This is a genomic window from Roseovarius sp. B08, from assembly GCF_051417955.1.
GTDB lineage: Bacteria > Pseudomonadota > Alphaproteobacteria > Rhodobacterales > Rhodobacteraceae > Roseovarius.
Genome location: NZ_JBPRLW010000002.1, coordinates 303,362 through 321,903, shown reverse-complemented (window position 1 = coordinate 321,903; position 18,542 = coordinate 303,362). Strand labels below are relative to the sequence as shown.

The window sequence follows — 18,542 nt, the reverse complement described above, 5'->3', positions numbered from 1 at the left end:
CAAGCAGGAGGCCTGAGCGATGCGACCCCGGCATGTGCTCTCCCTTGCGGTCAAAGAGCTTCGCGGGCTGTTGCGCGATCCGCTCCTGCTGGCGCTGGTGTTCTATGCCTTCACCCTTGACATCTACTCCCACGCAACCGCGATGCCCGAGCCGCTGAACCGCGCCAAGATCGGCATCGTGGATGAGGATGCCTCGCCCCTGTCCCGGCGGATTGCTGATGCGTTTCTGCCGCCCTATTTCGTGACACCCGATCAGATCGACATGGCCGAGATGGATGCGCGCATGGATGTCGGCATCGATACGTTCTCACTGGTCACTCCACCAGATTTCCAGAGGGACCTCGTGGCGGGCGCACGCCCCGAGTTGCAGCTCAACGTCGATGCGACAGGGATCAGTCAGGCCTTCACCGGCGCGGGCTATGTCCAGGCGATCGTCGATCAGGATATCGCCGGCTGGACCGGGCAGGAGGCCGTGGCGCCGGTCGATCTTGCGTTGCGCGCCCGTTTCAATCCGGCAATGGAACCGGGCTGGTTCGGCGCTCTGACGGCGGTGATCAGCGCCGTGACCATGTTGTCGATCATCCTGTCGGGGGCCGCGCTGATCCGGGAGCGTGAGCATGGCACGGTCGAGCACCTGCTGGTCATGCCGGTCAGCGCGGTCGAGATCATGACCAGCAAGGTGCTCAGCATGGGCGGCGTGGTGCTGGTGGCGGCAGGGCCGTCGCTGACCTTCATGGTGCAGGGAGTTCTGAGAGTGCCGGTGGCAGGATCAGTGACGCTGTTCCTGGTGGGCGCGGCTCTGCACCTGTTCGCCACCACGTCGCTGGGAATTCTCCTAGCAACGATCTCGGGTTCGATGCCGCAATTCGCCATGCTACTGCTTCTGGTGCTGCTGCCGCTGGAAATCCTGTCGGGTGGGATGACCCTGCGGGAATCAATGCCAGAGGTGGTGCAATACGTCATGCTGGCGGCGCCCAACACCCATTTAATCGCGCTTGCGCAGGCGGTGTTGTTTCGTGGCGCGGGGCTGGCGGTGGTCTGGCCGCAACTGCTGGCGCTGGTGGTGATCGGATTGGCGATGTTCGCCTTTGCCTTGCGACGATTCCGCAGCTTCCTGCGGTAGCACGGCGTAGCCGCTTCCTGGCCATACCTCTTCAGCCGTTGCCGAAAAGCTCTGAATCCTCAACGAGTTTTTGTGCGAGAAGAAGGCTACATTTTAGCGAGTCCCCCAACCCGGCCGCGACCGACCGGCTCATCCAGCGCGTCCAGATGCCTTGCTGGTGATGCCCGACGACGACCAGATCGGCCCCAATTTCGGTCGCAACTTGGGTAATTTTCGCGACGGGATCGCCAAACTCCATGCGGACCTTGGGTGCCAGCCCCAAGGCGGAAAGTCTTTGATGGCCTTCGTCGAGGATCTCCTCGAAATCGGCTTGCTGGTGGGCAAGCGCGCCCGCATCCGCGCCCTGCGCCAGCGCGTTGCCCGCGCCCGTCTCGACCACCGCCAGAAGGATCACATCAGCACCTGTGATCTGCGCCAGCCGCGCTCCCTCGCGCAGTGCCAGTCGCCCTTCGCGCGAGCCGTCGTAACATAGCAGGATCTTGGCGTACATCGGCACGTCTCCGGGACAGGAATAGCACTTGCAAGATAAGTGATATCATCATAATTAGTTCTGCAACTATTGGCAAGCTAATGAAAAGCTAAAACGATGCAGTCCGATTTCGACAAGACCGAGCCTCTGGAGGCTTTCGCACGTTCCATGGCGGCGGCAGCACGCATGTGGAGGCGGTATCTTGACCTCCGGTTTCGCGATCTCGACCTGTCCCAGGCAAGGTGGAGCGTGCTGTTCGAACTATCGCGCAACGAAGAGGTGACGCAGGTCGAACTGGCGCGCACCCTGGGGATCGAAGCGGCGACGCTGGTCCGCCTGCTGGACGGGCTCGAAGGCGCAGGTTTGGTCGAACGCCGACCTTCGGCCAGGGACAGGCGAGCCAAGACGCTCCACCTGACCGAGGCTGCGAGCCCTCTCATCGTCAGGATGGAAGAGATCTCGGCAGCCAGCCGGGCAGAAATTCTTGAAGGAATTTCCCGGCAGGATTTGCGTATCGCAACAAAAGTACTGAGCCGCATCGCGGTCAGATTGGAGATTTTGAGCGATGGTTAAAATGGATGACATAAAGGCGGGCGCAGCCGTTGCGGACGAGGCTGCCCCGGACAAGCCGGTGCCCCCGCGAAGGCGCAGCCGCACAAGATGGACCAGACTGATCGTGATCGGCGCGCTGGTTGCCGTTGCCGTCTGGCTGGCCGCCCCGTGGCTAGCCGCGCGGTTCACGCAGGTGCATATCAACGATGCCCGGATCGCGGCCAAGGTCGTCACCGTATCCAGCGAGGTCGCCGGACGGGTGACGGCGATGCCGGTTCTGGTGGGGGACACTGTCGCAAAAGGCGATCTTGTCGCCGCAATCGACCGCACATCTGCGCAGCCGCAGCTTGATGCCGTCCTGTCGAGACTTGCCGCAACCGATTCGCAGCTGGCCGAGCTTCGGGCACGCAAGGTGCTACTCGAAAAGCAGCTCTCTGCACGGCGGGACGCGGCCCTGAGCGGGATAGCTGCCGCAGATGCAAACCATGAGGCATCGCTCGCCGTATTGACGAACGCCAGGACCCGTCACGAGAGGGCGATCAGTCTTGCCGAGCAGAACATCACGTCGCAACAAGCCCTCGACGAGTCCCAGGCGGCACTGGACATCGCCGCCCAGCAGGAGCGTGCTGCTTTCGCGGCAATCGAAAACGCGCGCGCCAGCCTGGCGATCGTCGAGGCCGACGGCGAGCAGATGAATGTGCTGGAGTCCCAGATTGCGTCCGTTCTGGCCGGACGTGCCGGCATCGAGGCCGACCGCAGCCTGAGGGAAATCGACCTCGCGCATCGCACGATCACGGCCCAGTTCGACGGCATCGTTGATGGGACCTTTGTCGATGTCGGCGAATATGTGACATCGGGCACGCGCATCGCGATGTATCACGCGCCGGATGACTTCTGGATCGACGCAAATGTCAAGGAGACCGACTTCGGCAAAATTCACGTCGGGTCGCGGGCAAGCATCACCGTCGACGCCTTTCCGGGCCGGACCTTCGAGGGCGAGGTGATCGGGATGGGCGGGGTGGCCACCAGCCAGCTTGCGCTTCTGCCCAGCCCCAACCCGTCGGGCAATTTCACCAAAGTGACCCAGCGTCTGCCAATCCGTGTGTCGATCGACGCCGCCGGTACAGAACTCAGGCCCGGAATGATGGTCGAGGTCTATATCGATGTCACAGATTGACCGGTATTTCGAGCGTTACGGCCCCGCCTACAAGTGGCTCGCAACCGGCGCGATCATGGTCGCGACCATTTCGGTCGTTCTGTCCACAACGATCGTCAACGTCGCCATCCCGGCGGTGATGGGCGCTTTCGGCATGAGCGCGGTGCAAGCACAATGGATCTCGACCGGCTTTCTGGCAGCCATGACGGCCACGATGCTGCTGGCCGACTGGACCAACCGCGCCTTCGGGACGCGGCTGACGATGAACGCCGCGATGAGCGTGTTTCTTGCGGGTTCGGTCCTTGGGGGCCTTGCGCCGAACGAGACCATACTGACACTGGCCCGCGTGGTGCAGGGGGCGGCGGCAGGCATCGTCCAGCCTCTGGCCATGATCATGCTGTTCAAGGTCTTTCCGCCCGATAAACGCGGCGCCGCCATGGGGATCTATGGCGTTGGCGTCGTCCTGGCTCCGGCTCTGGGACCCTGGATTGGCGGCTTGCTCATGGACGCTTTCGATTGGCGCTTCGTCTTCTACCTGGGCCTGCCCTTCGCCGGCCTCGCCATTCTGATGTCAAACCTGTTCCTGCCCAGCCGCGAAGAAAGCGGACCGATTCCGGCCTTCGACTTTGTCGGAGTGGCGATCCTGTCGGTCTTTCTGGCCATACTGCTCAGCACGCTGTCGAACGCGCAGCGGCTTGGATGGGAGTCCAACATCATCCTGGCGGGTTTCACGATTTCCGTTGCTTCGGCCATCGGCTTCGTCGCCTGGGAGATGAATACTGCCAAGCCGATGCTCGATATGCGGCTTTTTGCGAATTTCGCCTTCTCCTCGGCCTCGGTCGTGGCCTTCATCATGGGGGCGGGGCTGTTCGGCTCTACCTATCTGCTTCCGGTCTTCGTGCAGCAGATCCAGGGGATGACGCCGACGCAGGCTGGCCTTCTTCTGATGCCCTCGGGCTTTGCGATGCTGCTGGTCTTTCCCATCGCGGGACGATTGTCCGACAAGGTGCCTGCTCCGATCATGATCGCCCTCGGCTTGGCGGTCTTTGCCGGATCCTCTTGGCTAATGGTGGCCGCAAATGTCCATACGGCCTTCTGGACGCTCGCCTGGTGGACGGTCCTTTCGCGCGTGGGGCTGGGTCTCGTGTTTCCCGCTATTTCGTCGGGCGCGCTGAAGGTTCTGCCACCGCACCTTCTCGGCCAGGGCTCGGGCGCATCCAACTTTATCCGGCAACTTGGCGGCGCCTTCGGGGTGAACCTTCTGACCGTGTTTATCGAGCGGCGCACGATCATGCACGCGGATGCCTTTGCCGCGACCCAGACCAGCGACAACGCCACGACGATGGAACTCTTGCGCGAGGTTGCAGGCCTCATGCACGCTGCGGGACTGCCCGACACCCAGCTCATGCCCGCCGCGGCATCTTTCCTGGGTCGGACCGTGATGATTCAGTCCTCGAACGCGGCCTTCCAGGACGGCTTCCTTATCCTATGCGGCATATTCCTGCTCGCGCTGATCCCGACCTGGTTCATGTGGCGCGTCGCTTCCTCTGCTACCTAGGGTCAGGATGCATTGATTTCCGTTGCGCTGCGTGATTCACGGCTCCGAAAACGGAGCGGTGACATGAGCGACCTTTACTGGCTGAGCGATGCGCAGATGGCCAAGCTGAAACCCTTTTTCCCGAAGTCGCATGGCAAGCCCCGTGTGGACGACAAACGGATCTTGAGCGGTATAATCTTCATCAATCGCAATGGCTTGCGTTGGCGCGATGCCCCTGCGGAGTATGGGCCGCATAAGACGCTCTACAGCCGTTGGAAGCGATGGAGCGATAAGGGTATCTTCGCCCGGATGCTTCTCGAACTGGCCGATCAAGGCGGCGGGACTGACACGCTGATGATCGATGCGACGCATCTGAAGACGCACCGCACGGCCTCCAGCCTGGGGCTGAAAAAGGGGGCGCGGTCGCCTGATCGGACGTACCAAGGGCGGGATGAACTCGAAACTGCACGCGGTGACCGATGCGGCAGGCCGCCCGCTACGGATGTTTCTGACGGCCGGCCAACGGAGCGATTACATCGGCGCCCGTGCACTGCTGGACGGCCTTCCTCCCGCCAACCACATGCTGGCAGACCGTGGATACGATGCAGACTGGTATCGCGAAGCCCTTGAAGACAAGGGGATCACGCCGTGCATCCCTTCCCGAAAGAACCGTAAGGTACCAATCCCCTATGACGAAGCCCGATACCGCAAGCGCCACAAGATCGAGAACAGCTTCGCTCGCCTCAAGGACTGGCGACGGGTCGCGACCCGCTACGACAGGTGCCCGAAGGTCTTCCTATCAGCATGCGCATTGGCTGCCGTCGTCATGTTCTGGCTATGAATCCTGACCCTAGTCAGCATTGTCGCCTGGCGAAGCGACCGGGTCTGTGGCACTTCCCAGGCTTTCTATCGGCGAGAGTCGTGCCAGGCTGGTTGTGCCGTCTCGTCACCAAACCCCCCGTCACCATACTGCCACCATCATGTTGTCAGCAGGGAGCGCGGCACGATATGCTGTCACATCGCCGCTCTCTCCTGGTGATGCCCCGATAAGCTCTCCGTATGCGGCGATTCCGGCCCATTGATTTGACATGTTTCTGACGCGTGACGCGCCTGCGAGAAGGTCTGCGTCAGCATATGGAGGTATCACATGGCGGAGGGTGGTGACGGGTTCATGGGGCGGTGCGAGGTCGTGGATCCTCGGGGGCGCGGCAAGCGGCATTGGCCGGATGATGTGAAAGCGCGGATCGTGGCTGGAAGCCTGCAGCCCGGTATCCGGGTAGTGGATGTAGCCGCGCGCTATGATATTCTTCCGCATCATCTTTCGGATTGGCGTCACCATGCACGGCAAGGTCGGCTGGCTCTGCCAGGTCACGTGATGGGCGCGCTTCATGGATTGCCGATGGAGCCTGCCTTTGTGCCGCTGTCCATTCTACCCGAGGCTGCGGGTCAGTGGCTGAGGCATGACCGTATCATCGCCCTTTCTCAACCCCAGGGCAAAAGGGAGATTACCGCAGAGTGTGGGGCAGTTGAACTTTGCGCGTGACACTGCCAAGGATTTTGGATGTCAGCCGTTCCACAACTCTACCAACTGAAAGCCCGCCTTTTAGGGATCAGCCCGATGGGGATTGCTCACCGACTGGGTCGGGCGTTCAACCGCGTTGCAGGAACCGTTGGACGAGCATATCGGCAAGCTGGTGCGCGTCGGACCCGTCGTGTTTCCCGACGACACCCCGGTCAAGATGCAGACCGGCGCGAAGACAGGCAAGGCCCATACCGCGCGGCTCTGGAGTTACGTCCGCTACGAGAGGCCATGGTGCGGACAGGCGCCGCCCTGTGCGTGGTATCAGTTCAGCGTGGATCGGTAGGGGGAGCAGCCCTCCGCCCATCTTCAGGGCCAAAAGGGCACCGTGCATGCCGACGGATTCACCGGCTTCAACAGCCTGTTCGGCGAAGGCCTCGCCAAGGAACAAGCCTGCATGGTCCATGTCCGCCGCAAGTTCGTGGACGGCTTCGAGCGCGATGGATAGATCATCGCGAGGGGCGCCATCGAGCGAATTGCCAGGCTCTCTGCCACCGTTAAACCCGAAAGGCAACTGCCCCACACTTTGCGGTACTCTCTTCCTACCACGCGCTCGCGCAGGCGCTGAAGCTTTGACGCCGGACAGGCCCCGCGAGGACGACGATGCTTGCCACCTACGCGGGCTCCCTGCCCCGGATGCCGGACATGATAGATTTCATCCTTGTCCCTGACCACGGTTCGCGCTGCGATGCCGCCCGAATGGCGGCGGCGGTGTCGAAAATCTGGAAACAGAGCATCCCCAGCGCTGGCATTGCTCCGGACACGGAAACACGCGGCACCCGCCCTGCGACCGGCGTAAAGGACGGGGACACGCGCGTCGACGACCACAGCCCGCACGCTTTGCGGACCGCAAGCAGATTCCCCGCCCCCTCAACCGGCCCCCTCATCCCGGTTCAATGCCGAGGCCTCCGCACCCGAAGGGCTGCCTTCGAGAAAGCCCCGGCCCGACCGGCTGCGCCCCGGCGTCACCTCGCCCGTGTCACCGCCTAGACCGATGTATCCGGTTTTCCGCAGTCGAGGAACAGTTCCCGGCCTTTCGGAACAGGTCAAATCAACTGGAATCCGTGGCGGAGGGCATAGTCCCGACGTCCGGCAAACTCTGCCATCCGGTGTTCCGAAAGTGACACCTGTGACCCGTTTCCATTGCGTTTCGTCGGATGCCGAGGGTGCTCAGAGTATAGTGCAGCTGGAGATCGACGAAGAACTCTCCAATGGCGACGCCTTATCGACGGTTCCCTCCAAAACCTCACAAAGTTCAAACATATAGCGAAGGCGTAGGGAGAAGACCGTCACGCCCGTGCGGCGATGGCCCCCCCCTTGTGCGGTTCCCTCATCATCCTAGGAAGACCGTCCAAAAAACCAAAAACGAACAAGCATTAGAAATTCCTTGTGCCTGTATGATCGGTCAGCTAGGATTCCCTTGTTTTCTGAGGGTTGTTGTGCCGGGCAGACGCTGCCCGGTCCGGATTGGAAGGCGGGGGAATGACGGCTACATCGCTGACATATTGTCTGGAAACGGCGGCTACCCTGCTTCGCGATCGACCCTTTCTGATCAACGACGATGGCGAGACCACGTTCGGAGAATTCGACGCGCTTTCCGGTCGGCTGGCCAATGTATTGTTGGCGCATGGCGTCGCACGGGGCGACGCCGTAGGGCTCTACCTGCCGAGTTGTCCGTTTCTCAGCGCGGGCTATTTCGCCTGCCAGAAGATCGGCGCCATCGCCGCGCCGATCTCAAGCATGAATCGCGCGCAAGAGCTTCGCCCGCTTCTGGAGCGGACGCAGATGCGCGTGATGTTGGTGGATACGGACACAGCAGCCGAGGCCGTATGTGCCTGCAAGGACGTTGCGCACAAGGTGACGATCCTCGCCAGCGGAGATGCGGTTGCCGGCACCGTTCCGCTCGACCTCGCTCCAGCCAGCGTGCAGTGCCCACCACTGCCGCTGCGCCCGGAGGATCCGGCGGCGCTCTTCTTCACCTCTGGGACCACCGGCGCGCCCAAGGGGGCGGTGCAGACCCAGCGCAGCATCACCACGACGCTGCGGGACATGGCGGTTCACGCCGGTTTCAGTTGGGACCGAGAGGTGTTCCTTTGTGCGCTGCCCGTGTTCAACAATTTCGGTGCCACGGTCATGGTGAACGGCGCTGTCTACAATGGCGCCCGCGTTGTCATGCTGGAGCGCTGGGATACCCAAAAAGTGCTCGACGCGATCACTCGGCACCGGGTGACCTATATGGCCGGCGCGCCGACGATGTTCCTGTACATGCTGCGTGAGTTCAATCCCGATCGGCACGACCTGTCCTCAATGCGGCTTGCGGTCGCTGCCGGGGCCCCGGTTTCACCGGAGATTCTGGCGGAGTTCGAAAAGACGACCGGGGTGCCGATACTTGAGCTCTACGGGGCGACCGAGGTTTCCGGCGGAGCCACCGCCCAGCCGCTTGTCGGCGTGCGCAAGCGCGGCTCTGCCGGCGTTCCACTCGGCAATGCGCGCATTGCGATCGTGGACGAGGACGGTGCGCCGGTCCCCACCGGCGAAACCGGCGAGGTGCGTATCTCAGGCGAAATTGTCGGCGCCGGCTACTGGGACGACGAAGAGACGACCGTGGCCAGCTTTTCCGAAGACGGCTGGCTCAGTGGCGACATCGGCTACGTCGACGAGGACGGCTATCTGTTCATCGTCGACCGCAAGAAGGACGTGATCATCGCCGGCGGCTACAACATCTATCCCATTGAGGTGGAAGATCTATTGTTCAGCCATCCGGATGTCGGCGTATGTGCGGTGATCGGCGTGCCCGACGACGTGAAGGGCGAAATCCCTGCTGCCGTTCTCATTCCCCGCGCCGACCGGTCGCTTGACCCCGCCGCGCTGATCGCTTTCTGCCGCGAGAACCTTGCAGCTTACAAGGTCCCGCGCCGCTGGTTCACGGTCGCAGAAATGCCCCATGGCCCCACCGGCAAAATTCTGAAACGCACGCTGCGCGTCTGAGCTTGGCGAAGGGCGCCTGACGGAGGTAACGCCATGAGTTCTTCTGAAAAACCGCTTGCCGGACGGGTGGCTTTGGTCACCGGCGCAGGCGGACCGATGGGTCAGGCCATTGCAACGCGGCTTGCTGCGGATGGGGCCAGCCTTGCGCTCACCGACATCTCCGGCAACCGGCTTGCCGCCGTGCGTGAGGCGATTGCCGAACAATATCCCGACACGGCCCTGCATGCGGTACGCACCGACGCGCGCCGGCACGAGGAAGTAAACGCGGCGGTTGCCGACTTCAAGGACGCCTTGGGCGCTCTCGATATCCTTGTAAACGTCGTCGGCGGGATCCGCGGCGGCGCCTTGATGGAGCCGCTGGTCGGGATGAGTGAGGAGCGTTTCGATTCGACCTTCGAGCTTAACCTCAAGCCGCTGTTCTGGATGGTGAATGCAGTCGCGCCTGATATGGCGCAGACCGGCCGGGGCGCCATCGTCAACGTCTCTTCCGTCACCTATGCCGGCGACGGCGATCAGCCGGAATACGCCGCAGCCAAGGCCGCCGTCGCGTCATTGACGCGCTCGCTCGCCGCTGAACTGGCGCCGGCGGTGCGGGTCAACGCCGTGGTGCCCGGCCTGATCCAAACGTCGGTCATGGACAACGCGCCGCGCGAAATGATCGAGACCTACACGTCGCGCACACTCTTGAAGCGGCTCGGTCGGCCCGAAGACATCGCCGGCGCGGTCTCGTTCCTGGTCGGGCCGGATGCCGACTATCTGACCGGCGTGCTCTTGCCGGTGGCCGGTGGGATTGTCGCAATTCTCTAGGCCGCCCGCATGAGCCTGGAACAACGATCTAACCAACGGAGGAGATATAGAATGAACATTGGCAAATGGACCCGCCCGCTCGGGGCGGTGACCCTCATGCTGTTGCTTGCCCAGGCAGGCGCGGCGCAGGAGACCCTGAAACTCGGTATTTCGGCGCCCATGTCGGGCTCGGCTGCCACCTGGGGCCTCGGTATGGAATGGGCGGCCGAGCAAGCGGTTGAACACGTCAACGAAGACGGCGGCGTCACGGTGGACGGCAAGACATACAATTTCGAGGTCGTGACCTACGACAACAAGTACAGCGCCACCGAAGGTGCGCGCAATGCCCAGACGATGTTGAACCGGGATGGCGTCAAATTCATCGCCGGCAGCATCGGCACCGCGCCGGTCCGCGCGATGCAGGCCCTGACCGAACGCAATGGCGTCATCCTGTTCAATACCGCCTGGGGCAAGAGTGTGAAGGGGCCGCAGTTTCCCTATACCTTTACCCAGATGAACACGCCGTTCGAAATTCTGGAGCCGTTCTACAGCTTCATCAAGGAACAGCACCCGGACCTCGAGACCGCGGTTCTCATCAGTCCGAACGATGCCACCGGGCAGGAACTAGAGCCGGTGGCGGTAGAGACCTGGAAGAGCCTCGGGGTCGAGATGTTGGCAAGCGACTGGTACGAACGCGGCACCACCGAGTTCCAGCCGATTGCCACCAAGATCGCATCGCTCGATCCGGGTCTCGTTGATTTCTCGGCCGCGCCGCCGACCGACGTCGGATCGATCCTGAAAGAGCTTGACGTGCTGGGATGGGAAGGCGTGAAGGTCATGACCGCCGGTACCTCTGTCGAAGCCTTGATGGCGGTGGCAGGGGACGCGGCCGAAGGTGCCTATCTCGGCGCATCGGCGGACTTCAGCAGCGACTCGGCGACCGAAGTGCAGAAAAAGCTGAACGCCGGGGCCCGCGAGGCGCTTGGCGAGCCGCTGAATGGTATCACCATTTCGTCCTACGACGCGATCCTGGCACTGCGCGCCGCGATGCAAGAGGCCGACAGCGTCGATCCGGAGAAGATCAAGGACGTGCTTCCTTCGGTGCGCTTTGACTCGTCGTATGGCCCGTCCGGCTTCGGTGGTGCGGATGTCTACGATTATCCGCAGCAGATGCTCATCCCGGTGATCGTCACTCAGGTGGTGGACGGCAAGGCAGTCGAGTTGACGCGGAGCAATCCCGCCGAACTCGAGGCGTTGAGCAACGACTGAAAAGGTCATTGCCGCAGGCGATTGTCGCCGCCTGCGGTGCCACGGATGAGGTGTCATGGAACTGTTTGTCCAACTACTCGCCAATACCCTGCAAATCGGCGCGGTCTATGTGCTGTTCGCCCTCGGGCTGACGCTGATCTTCGGGGTCATGAAGATCGTGAATTTCGCGCATGGTGCCTTTTTCACTGCTGCGGCCCTGATCGTGACATCGATGGTGCCCTTTGCCACCGTCGAGCTTGGGGTGCCGCTTTGGGCTGGCTACCTTCTGGCGGCCTTCGCGGCGATCGCTGTCGTCCTCAGTATCGGTGCACTGGTCTACAGTATCGGCTTTCAGCATGTGCTGAAGGATCTCAACGGGTCCTTCATCCTGTCCATCGGACTGCTTCTGATACTCAACGGGGCCTATCTTGCGATCTACGGCGGCGCGCCGCGTTCCGTACCGCAGGTCCTGCCCGGCACCGTCAACGTCTTCGGCGCCACCCTGACGGCACAGCGGCTGGCGCTGGTGATTGTCGCCGCCGTGGTGACCGGCGGACTTTATCTTCTCATCGAACGGACGCGGCTCGGGCTTGCCTTGCGCGCCGTGGCGATGGATCAGGAGGCGGCGATGCTACAGGGCATTCCGTATCGTCGTGTCGCTCTATACGGTTTCCTGATCGGCGCCGCGCTTGCCGCCTGTGCCGGCGTTCTGATGGCGCCTATCAACGCCGTGACTCCGGTCAGTGGCGATGAGTTCCTGATCAAGGCTTTCATCATCATAATCATCGGCGGTCTCGGCTCTGTCACCGGCGCCATCACCGGCGGGCTTTTCATCGCAATGGTCGAGAGTGTGGGCGGGTACTTTTTCGACCCGTCGACCGCGACCCTGGCCATGTTCATTCTGGTCATCGGCTTCTTGCTCGTACGTCCTCAGGGAATTCTCGGAAATGTGGAATAAATCGTTCGGGGTATGGGTCTGCGTGGCCCTTGCCATAAGTTCCGTGTTGTTTGCCTTGCTGGCGACGAATGGCTATTACGCCTCGCTTCTCGTCTGGATCCTGACGAATGCGGTGCTCGCCTCGGCCTTGCGTTTCGTGTTGCAGATCGGCGAACTCAATATCGCGACAGCGGCTTTTTTCGGCATCGGCGCTTACACCACGGCGACGACGGCAGTGCTGCTGGGTTGGCCGTTCTGGCTGACGCTTCTGCTTGCGCCGCTGATGGCGGCCGTGCTGAGCGCGCTGTTCGGCTGGGTCACGCTACGCACCAAAGGGCCATACTTCTTGCTGGTCTCGTTCGCGGTGACAGAGGTCATCCGCCTGATATACACGCAAACCAACGTGATCGGGGGCAATTCCGGCCTTGTCGGCATGTTCCCCCCGATGGCGATCGACGCCTATTATCCCGCGCTCGCTATCGCGCTTCTGGCTGCAACGCTGTTCGCCCTCTACGGGTTTGAACGCAGCGATCTCGGTCGGCTGTTCAAGGCGATCGAGAACAACGACGCGATTCCTCGTTCGGTCGGTCTGAATGTTGTCTTCCTGAAGGTCTTGTGCGTCGTAATCGCATCTGCGGCGGTCGGGTTGGCCGGCGGGATCCACGCCTATGCAAACACTGTCATCGCGCCGTCCGACTTCGCCTATTTCGTGGCCGTCCTCGCGCTGGCCTACGTCAAGATCGGCGGCGAGGGACACCCCTTCGGGCCCATCCTCGGGGCGGCGGTGCTGACCCTCGTGGGCCAATGGGTCGCCGGTATCTCCGCGTGGGAGAACATCTTTTACGGCGCGGTCATCGTGATAACGCTTCGCGTCTTTCCGGGCGGTCTGGTCGGTCTGGCCGAACGCGCGCGCGGACTTGTCACAAGGAGCGCACGATGAACGCGGCGACGAGCACGCCCGCGGGTGGCGACGTGATCCTGCGCGCAGAGCATCTGGAGCGACGCTTTGGCGGCCTGACAGCCGTCAGCGACTTCACCTTCGAACTGCGCCAAGGCGAGATCCTCGGTCTTATCGGCCCGAACGGCGCCGGCAAGAGCACAACCTTCAACCTGATCAGCGGCTTTCTGCGACCGAGCGGTGGCCGTCTCTTTTTGAAGGGGCGCGACGTGACCGGCGCGAGCACCAAGACGATAAGCCGTCTCGGCCTTGTGCGCACTTTTCAGCACCACAGCCTGCTCAGCGAAATGAGCGTTGTCGACAACATCCTCATCGGAACCTTTCACCAGCGGCTTGCGCATGAAAAGCGCATGGAAAAGGTGCGCGAAGTCGCATCGATGACCGGTCTGGCCGACCATCTGCAAATAATTGCCGGCAACCTGCCGCATGGCCTGCAGCGAATGTTGAGCATTGCGATCGCCCTCGCCGCCGAGCCGCAAATCCTGTGCCTCGACGAGCCGCTAACCGGGTTGCAGGGCGCCGAAGTTGGTGCGGCGTTGGAACTCTTCGAGAAACTCCGCACGACGCATGGTCTGACCATCCTGCTTGTCGAGCACAACGTGCGGGCGGTCATGCGCGCCTGCGACCGGGTGATTGTGCTCAACTACGGTCGCCTCCTGGCCGAGGGTTCGCCGGAAGCGGTCAGTCGCGATGAGGCGGTGATTGAGGCTTATTTGGGGCGCGGACGATGACTGCTGACACCGAAATTCTATCCGTCGACGGGCTGTGCGTCAGCTACCATGGCGTGCCGGCCTTGCTGGATGTTTCGCTCGAAATCGAGCGTGGAGCCATCACGACGATCGTCGGCTCCAACGGCGCAGGCAAGACGACGCTGATGAAGGCAATCGCCGGATTGCTTGTTCCCGACCGCGGAAGCGTTCACCTCTTTGGCCAGGACGTCGGCGGGAGGACGCCGGCCGAGATGGTGCAGGCAGGCGTGACGCTGGTTCCCGAAGGGCGCCGTCTGTTCGGTCAGATGAGCGTGCGCGACAACCTGATGACAGGCGCCTATAGCCGCGACGACCGGTCGGCAATCCCGGCGGATTTCGAAACCGTGCTCGGACACTTTCCCGCGCTGCGCGACCGGCTGAACGCGCCCGCAAGCGACCTCAGCGGGGGGCAGCAGCAGATGCTGGCCGTCGGGCGCGCATTGATGGCATCGCCTCGTCTCGTGCTGCTCGACGAGCCGACGATCGGTCTCGCTCCGGCTGTCGTTAACACCATCTGTGACATCATCGAGACGATTTCTCGCAACGGTGTCGAGGTCCTGCTGGTAGAACAGAACGCGCATATTGCTCTGGAACTCGCCACTCGAGCCTACGTCATTGAGAACGGGCGCATCGTACTCAGCGGCAGCGGAAAAGAGCTAAAGCACAACGATCAGGTGCGCGAGGCCTATCTCGGCCTTTGAGCGAGGCGCTGCTGGAAGCAGCGGCCCGTCGCGCTCGTCTTCGCTGGCGCTTTGGGTCGAAGATTACGCGCGCATAGGAGTGGGCAAAACCTGGTGGTCGACATGGTAGGTGTCTAACGTCAGCGCCAATGGGGCAGTTTAGGGCGATTTGATAAGAGAGGGTTTCTGGCACATCGTAACCTCTTAGAGTCCGATTCAAAATGGAGTGAGGCTTTTCAAGCCCTTGCGAGTAGCCTTGTCATGCGCCTGATATGCGCGATGATAATCCAGGCTTCGGCACTCTCGATGGTTTTCTCCAAATCCTTTGCCAGGCGGCGGCATTTGCCGAGCCAAGCGAAGGTGCGCTTGACCACCCATCTTCGGGGCAAGACCTCGAACCCAACGGTCGTGTCCGAGCGTTTCACGATCTGAATGACCCAGCGGCCGATGCCGGTCAGAGCGTCGCGCAGCTTTGGACCGGCATATCCACCGTCCGCAAACACATGACGCAGTTTCGGAGCCTCCCGGGCCAGTTGACGGTAAGCGCTTTGCCGATCCCCTCCTGCCGCTCTGGGATCATCTGTGGGAGTCCTGTGCTGAGATTAGGCACAGGAGAGGACGGCAAAATGGACGGCTCTTTAGACGGCTCAGCGGACGGCTACGCGGGCAGGATCGAGATTTACGAGGGCCGGTCGGGTCGGCGAATGCGGAGCGAGGCGGAACGGGCTCGGATCGCGGCGGAGAGCATGGCGCCCGGAGCGAAGGTCTCCGATGTGGCGCGTCGGCACGCAGTGACCCGCTGGCAAGTCTATGACTGGCGCAAGAAGCTGATGGCCGGCGCGCTGGCGCTGCCTGCGGAGACAGCTGACGAACCGATGTTCGCAGCGCTTGTCCTGGAACCGGAGCGGGGCGGGCCTGAAACCAGCCCGAAAGGGTGCGGCAGTGCGATCAAACCCGGCAGGATCGAGATGGTGGTCGACGGTGTGACCCTGCATGTGCCGCCGGATATCGACGACGCGCAATTAACCCGAATGATCCGCGCGATCCGGGCAGCATCGCAATGATCTCGCCGACTGGTGGGCTGCGCGTCTATGTGGCCACGCGCCCGACCGATTTCCGAAAGGGCATGGATGGTCTGGCGCTGTTGGTTCAGGAGACGATGGAGCTCGATCCGTTCAGCGGCGCGGCCTTTGTATTCCGCGCCAAGCGCGCGGACCGCATCAAGGTGCTGGTCTGGGACCAGACCGGAATCGTGCTGATCCACAAGCGCCTGGAAGGTGCGAAATTCGTCTGGCCCAAGGCGCAGGAGGGCGTGATCAAGATGTCGCCAGCGCAGTTCTCGGCATTGTTCGAAGGTCTCGACTGGCGGCTTGTTCGCCCCGAGCGTGTGCGGCGACCAGACTTGGCGGGGTAGGAGCTGCGGCGGAATGACTCGGGGATGATTTGTCGGTGGCAGGGCGCCGCCCCGTGTGCTTGATCGCAGTCATGACCGACACCGCTCTGGCCGAAGAAAACGCACTTCTGAAAGCCCGCCTCGCCGAGACCGAGGCGGCGCTTGTGGATGCGGTCGAGGCGCAGCGGCGACTGGAAAGCATCGTCAGCGAACTGCGGCGAGAGAAGTTCGGGCGGAGATCCGAGAAGCTCGATGCGGAGCAGTTCAATTTGCCGCTCGAAGATGTCGAACTGGCGCAGGGCGTGCTGGAGGCGGCGCAGGAGAAGGCGCGACGCGCCCTGAAGGGACAAGGCGCGGCCGAGAGCGGCAGGCCGAACCGCAATCGGGGTCACCTTCCAAACCATCTGCCCCGGATCGAACGGGTCATCGAACCCGAAAGCACCCTCTGCCCCTGCGGTTGCGGCAGGATGGCCAGGATCGGCGAGGACGTTTCCGAGCGGCTCGACGTGGTTCCGGCCCAACTCCGTGTGCTTGTCACCCGCCGGCCCAAATATGTGGTCCCGGCAGAAACCAGAGATCCTCTTTGTCGCAATTGCTTTGCCGTTTCATCAAAAAGTTCTTACAGGATTCCAGTAGGATGAAGCGTAATCCGACGTGGGTTTTTACGTTTCGATTTCAATTTTTAGCTCGCGTTTCAACAAGCGAGAGAACGGGGCAGAATATGGGGTTTAGAAACCGTGGAGCCGCGGGTTCATGACGCTGCGCGAAAACGAAGCGTCTGACGACGCTTGGGCCAAGGCAACGCGTATCGCGCGAGAGCTGGATCGCATTCTGGACGGGCAAGAGCCTGTGCGCACCGCAGTTTCTCGGGCCGCATCCGAATTGCGTCTCTCGACGCGCCAAGTCTACAACCACCTGCGCCGATATCGCACCGAACGTCGGGTGTCTTCACTGTTGCCAAAGACCGGTGGGGCGAGGCGCGCAAGGATCAGCCCGGCTGTTGAGGAGATCATTTCGGCGACGCTTCGGGAGATGTGGCTTCGGCCCGAGCAACCGGACCTTGCGCCGATCGTCGATGAAATCCGCGCCCGATGCGGCAGCGAAGGGCTTGATCCGCCCGCCTATGTCACCGTTTCCAAGCGTATCCCACGACTGTTCACGCCCGAGGAGATTGCACGACGGCGACATTCAGGAGGGAAAAGCCTGCGGCGTCTGAAACCCCGCCCGGGCTATATCCGGGCCAATCACGCACTCGATGTCGTTCAGATAGACCATACCCCGCCGACATCCAGTTTGTAGAAGTCATCGATGGTCAGGGCATCTATGTCGGACGCCCCTATCTCACTATCGCAGCCGATGTTGCAACACGCGCGATTATTAGCTTCTGCCTGACCCTTGAGCAGCCCTCACGCCTGTCGGTCGCCCTCTGTCTTGCGCAGGCGATGTGCCGCAAGGAGGACTGGCTCGCAGCGCGCGACATCAATCATTCCTGGCCGATGTTTGGTCGCCCGAAGAAGGTCGTCGTGGATTCCGCCATGGAATTCAGAAGCGCCAGTTTTATCCGGGGTTGTGCCGAGTACGGCATTGCAATTCAAAGCCGAAACAAGGGGACCGTCCATCGTGGCGGGGTTGTCGAGCGGCTTCTCGGCAAGGTGAATACGGTGCTGCGCTCCCTGCCTGGCAAGACCGGGCGTTCCATCGCGGATCGGGGTGAGTACCAGTCTGCAGACCGTGCGAGGCTCAATTTTGCAGACCTCGAACGCTGTATCGCGCTGGCGATTATCGATCACAATCTTAGCCAGAATGAACGCAAGCTGACGGTCCCGACCAAGGAATGGGAACGAAAATGCCGTCAGCCGGATGGCCCGGAAGACAACCCTTTCGACGTTCTGCTCAGCTTTCTCCCGAACAAGACACGCAGGATTTCACCTCAAGGTGTCAGCCTGTTTGCCAACGACTATTTCGATCCATGGATGGGCCCATTGGTCGCCCGCCGTGATCGATTGGATGCTCTCGATGTTCGTTTTGATCCTCGGGACATTAGCCACATCTACATCAAGGATCCCGATACAGGAGCTTGGCGCCCTGTGGGGCGGCGGGATGGATTGCTTGAGGCGGTCACCCTCTGGCAGCACAGAGCCGAGAGAAACCGAGCGCGCGAAACCGGCCGCCGCCGCATCGAGGAAAAGACCGCGATCCGCCGCGAAATCGCGGCGACCGTGGATGCCTCAGCAACGAAGAAGCAAAGGCTGAAGGAGATCGCACGGGCCAGGCATGCGGCTGATGCGCCGAAACCCTACCAGAGCCTGACTCCTGCCCAAACACCAATCAGGGAAACGCCTGACCCCGAACGCCCGCGCCGCGTCTTTCCGGTGGAGGACTGGTAA

At 62.0% G+C, this 18,542-nt stretch carries 18 protein-coding genes and 3 pseudogenes; 19 read left to right on the top strand and 2 right to left on the bottom strand.

The genetic code is table 11. The annotated features are described in order from the left end of the window. The first annotated feature begins 19 nt into the window (after positions 1 to 19). Positions 20 to 1,123, top strand: coding sequence for an ABC transporter permease (locus tag ACSQ76_RS22950; protein WP_437158470.1), 1,104 nt, complete (start codon positions 20 to 22; stop codon positions 1,121 to 1,123). Between the two features lie 31 nt (positions 1,124 to 1,154). Here ACSQ76_RS22950 and ACSQ76_RS22945 read toward each other — a convergent pair whose 3' ends face one another. After that, positions 1,155 to 1,613 (bottom strand): universal stress protein, encoded by a 459-nt coding sequence (locus tag ACSQ76_RS22945; RefSeq protein ID WP_437158469.1) that lies wholly within the window; start codon positions 1,611 to 1,613, stop codon positions 1,155 to 1,157. A 96-nt stretch (positions 1,614 to 1,709) separates the two neighbouring features. Between ACSQ76_RS22945 and ACSQ76_RS22940 the strand changes: the two genes are divergently transcribed. The 13 genes and pseudogenes from ACSQ76_RS22940 (at position 1,710) to ACSQ76_RS22880 (ending at position 14,783) form a co-directional block, all read left to right on the top strand. Continuing rightward, positions 1,710 to 2,165, top strand: a complete 456-nt coding sequence (locus tag ACSQ76_RS22940) for a MarR family transcriptional regulator (protein WP_437158468.1) — start codon at positions 1,710 to 1,712, stop codon at positions 2,163 to 2,165. A gap of 103 nt (positions 2,166 to 2,268) precedes the next feature. Then, positions 2,269 to 3,321 carry an HlyD family secretion protein gene (locus tag ACSQ76_RS22935; RefSeq protein WP_437158467.1) on the top strand — a complete coding sequence of 351 codons (1,053 nt, stop codon included), beginning with the start codon at positions 2,269 to 2,271 and terminating at the stop codon, positions 3,319 to 3,321. Beyond that, positions 3,308 to 4,858 (top strand): DHA2 family efflux MFS transporter permease subunit, encoded by a 1,551-nt coding sequence (locus ACSQ76_RS22930; protein WP_437158466.1) that lies wholly within the window; start codon positions 3,308 to 3,310, stop codon positions 4,856 to 4,858. Before ACSQ76_RS22935 ends, ACSQ76_RS22930 begins: the two co-directional genes overlap by 14 nt. A gap of 63 nt (positions 4,859 to 4,921) precedes the next feature. Beyond that, positions 4,922 to 5,678 (top strand): IS5 family transposase gene (locus ACSQ76_RS22925; protein WP_437158465.1). Its coding sequence is split into 2 segments (ribosomal slippage): positions 4,922 to 5,253 and positions 5,252 to 5,678, totalling 759 coding nucleotides; the frame shifts between segments, so codons are not numbered across the junction. A 306-nt stretch (positions 5,679 to 5,984) separates the two neighbouring features. Then, positions 5,985 to 6,380 (top strand): transposase, encoded by a 396-nt coding sequence (locus ACSQ76_RS22920; protein ID WP_074940510.1) that lies wholly within the window; start codon positions 5,985 to 5,987, stop codon positions 6,378 to 6,380. Between the two features lie 85 nt (positions 6,381 to 6,465). Beyond that, positions 6,466 to 6,861: pseudogene (locus ACSQ76_RS22915) on the top strand (IS66 family transposase); the annotation flags it as partial. A gap of 1,037 nt (positions 6,862 to 7,898) precedes the next feature. Then, a complete protein-coding gene (locus ACSQ76_RS22910) occupies positions 7,899 to 9,404 on the top strand; it encodes a class I adenylate-forming enzyme family protein (RefSeq protein WP_437158464.1) in 1,506 nt (501 codons plus the stop codon). Positions 9,405 to 9,437: 33 nt separating this feature from the next. After that, positions 9,438 to 10,211: an SDR family NAD(P)-dependent oxidoreductase gene (locus ACSQ76_RS22905; RefSeq protein ID WP_437158463.1), complete on the top strand. Its 774-nt coding sequence runs from the start codon at positions 9,438 to 9,440 to the stop codon at positions 10,209 to 10,211. 9 nt (positions 10,212 to 10,220) lie between these two features. Beyond that, on the top strand, positions 10,221 to 11,459 hold the full coding sequence (locus ACSQ76_RS22900; protein ID WP_437158462.1) for an ABC transporter substrate-binding protein: 1,239 nt from the start codon (positions 10,221 to 10,223) through the stop codon (positions 11,457 to 11,459). A gap of 55 nt (positions 11,460 to 11,514) precedes the next feature. Further along, entirely contained in the window at positions 11,515 to 12,396 is an 882-nt protein-coding gene (locus ACSQ76_RS22895; RefSeq protein ID WP_057817273.1) for a branched-chain amino acid ABC transporter permease, read from the top strand. Further along, a complete protein-coding gene (locus ACSQ76_RS22890) occupies positions 12,386 to 13,315 on the top strand; it encodes a branched-chain amino acid ABC transporter permease (protein WP_437158461.1) in 930 nt (309 codons plus the stop codon). Before ACSQ76_RS22895 ends, ACSQ76_RS22890 begins: the two co-directional genes overlap by 11 nt. After that, a complete protein-coding gene (locus tag ACSQ76_RS22885; protein WP_057795829.1) occupies positions 13,312 to 14,064 on the top strand; it encodes an ABC transporter ATP-binding protein in 753 nt (250 codons plus the stop codon). The genes ACSQ76_RS22890 and ACSQ76_RS22885 overlap by 4 nt, the downstream gene beginning before the upstream one ends. Next, positions 14,061 to 14,783, top strand: coding sequence for an ABC transporter ATP-binding protein (locus ACSQ76_RS22880; RefSeq protein ID WP_082647426.1), 723 nt, complete (start codon positions 14,061 to 14,063; stop codon positions 14,781 to 14,783). Before ACSQ76_RS22885 ends, ACSQ76_RS22880 begins: the two co-directional genes overlap by 4 nt. 215 nt (positions 14,784 to 14,998) lie before the next feature. On the opposite strand, the pseudogene ACSQ76_RS22875 reads toward ACSQ76_RS22880, so the two are convergent. Continuing rightward, positions 14,999 to 15,280: pseudogene (locus ACSQ76_RS22875) on the bottom strand (transposase); the annotation flags it as partial. On the opposite strand from ACSQ76_RS22875, the gene tnpA reads away from it, so the two are divergent. From tnpA to ACSQ76_RS22850, 5 genes and pseudogenes are all read left to right on the top strand, one after another. Next, complete coding sequence (gene tnpA / locus ACSQ76_RS22870; RefSeq protein ID WP_437158484.1) at positions 15,266 to 15,826, top strand: IS66-like element accessory protein TnpA; 561 nt, start codon at positions 15,266 to 15,268, stop codon at positions 15,824 to 15,826. The pseudogene ACSQ76_RS22875 and the gene tnpA overlap by 15 nt on opposite strands. Further along, the gene (gene tnpB, locus ACSQ76_RS22865) at positions 15,823 to 16,176 is read left to right on the top strand and encodes an IS66 family insertion sequence element accessory protein TnpB (protein ID WP_437158460.1); all 354 of its coding nucleotides are present in this window, start codon (positions 15,823 to 15,825) and stop codon (positions 16,174 to 16,176) included. The genes tnpA and tnpB overlap by 4 nt, the downstream gene beginning before the upstream one ends. A gap of 71 nt (positions 16,177 to 16,247) precedes the next feature. Beyond that, positions 16,248 to 16,751, top strand: a pseudogene (locus tag ACSQ76_RS22860) (IS66 family transposase zinc-finger binding domain-containing protein); the annotation flags it as partial. Between the two features lie 157 nt (positions 16,752 to 16,908). Further along, a complete protein-coding gene (locus tag ACSQ76_RS22855) occupies positions 16,909 to 17,454 on the top strand; it encodes a helix-turn-helix domain-containing protein (RefSeq protein ID WP_437158459.1) in 546 nt (181 codons plus the stop codon). A 143-nt stretch (positions 17,455 to 17,597) separates the two neighbouring features. After that, positions 17,598 to 18,542, top strand: coding sequence for a Mu transposase C-terminal domain-containing protein (locus ACSQ76_RS22850; RefSeq protein WP_437158458.1), 945 nt, complete (start codon positions 17,598 to 17,600; stop codon positions 18,540 to 18,542).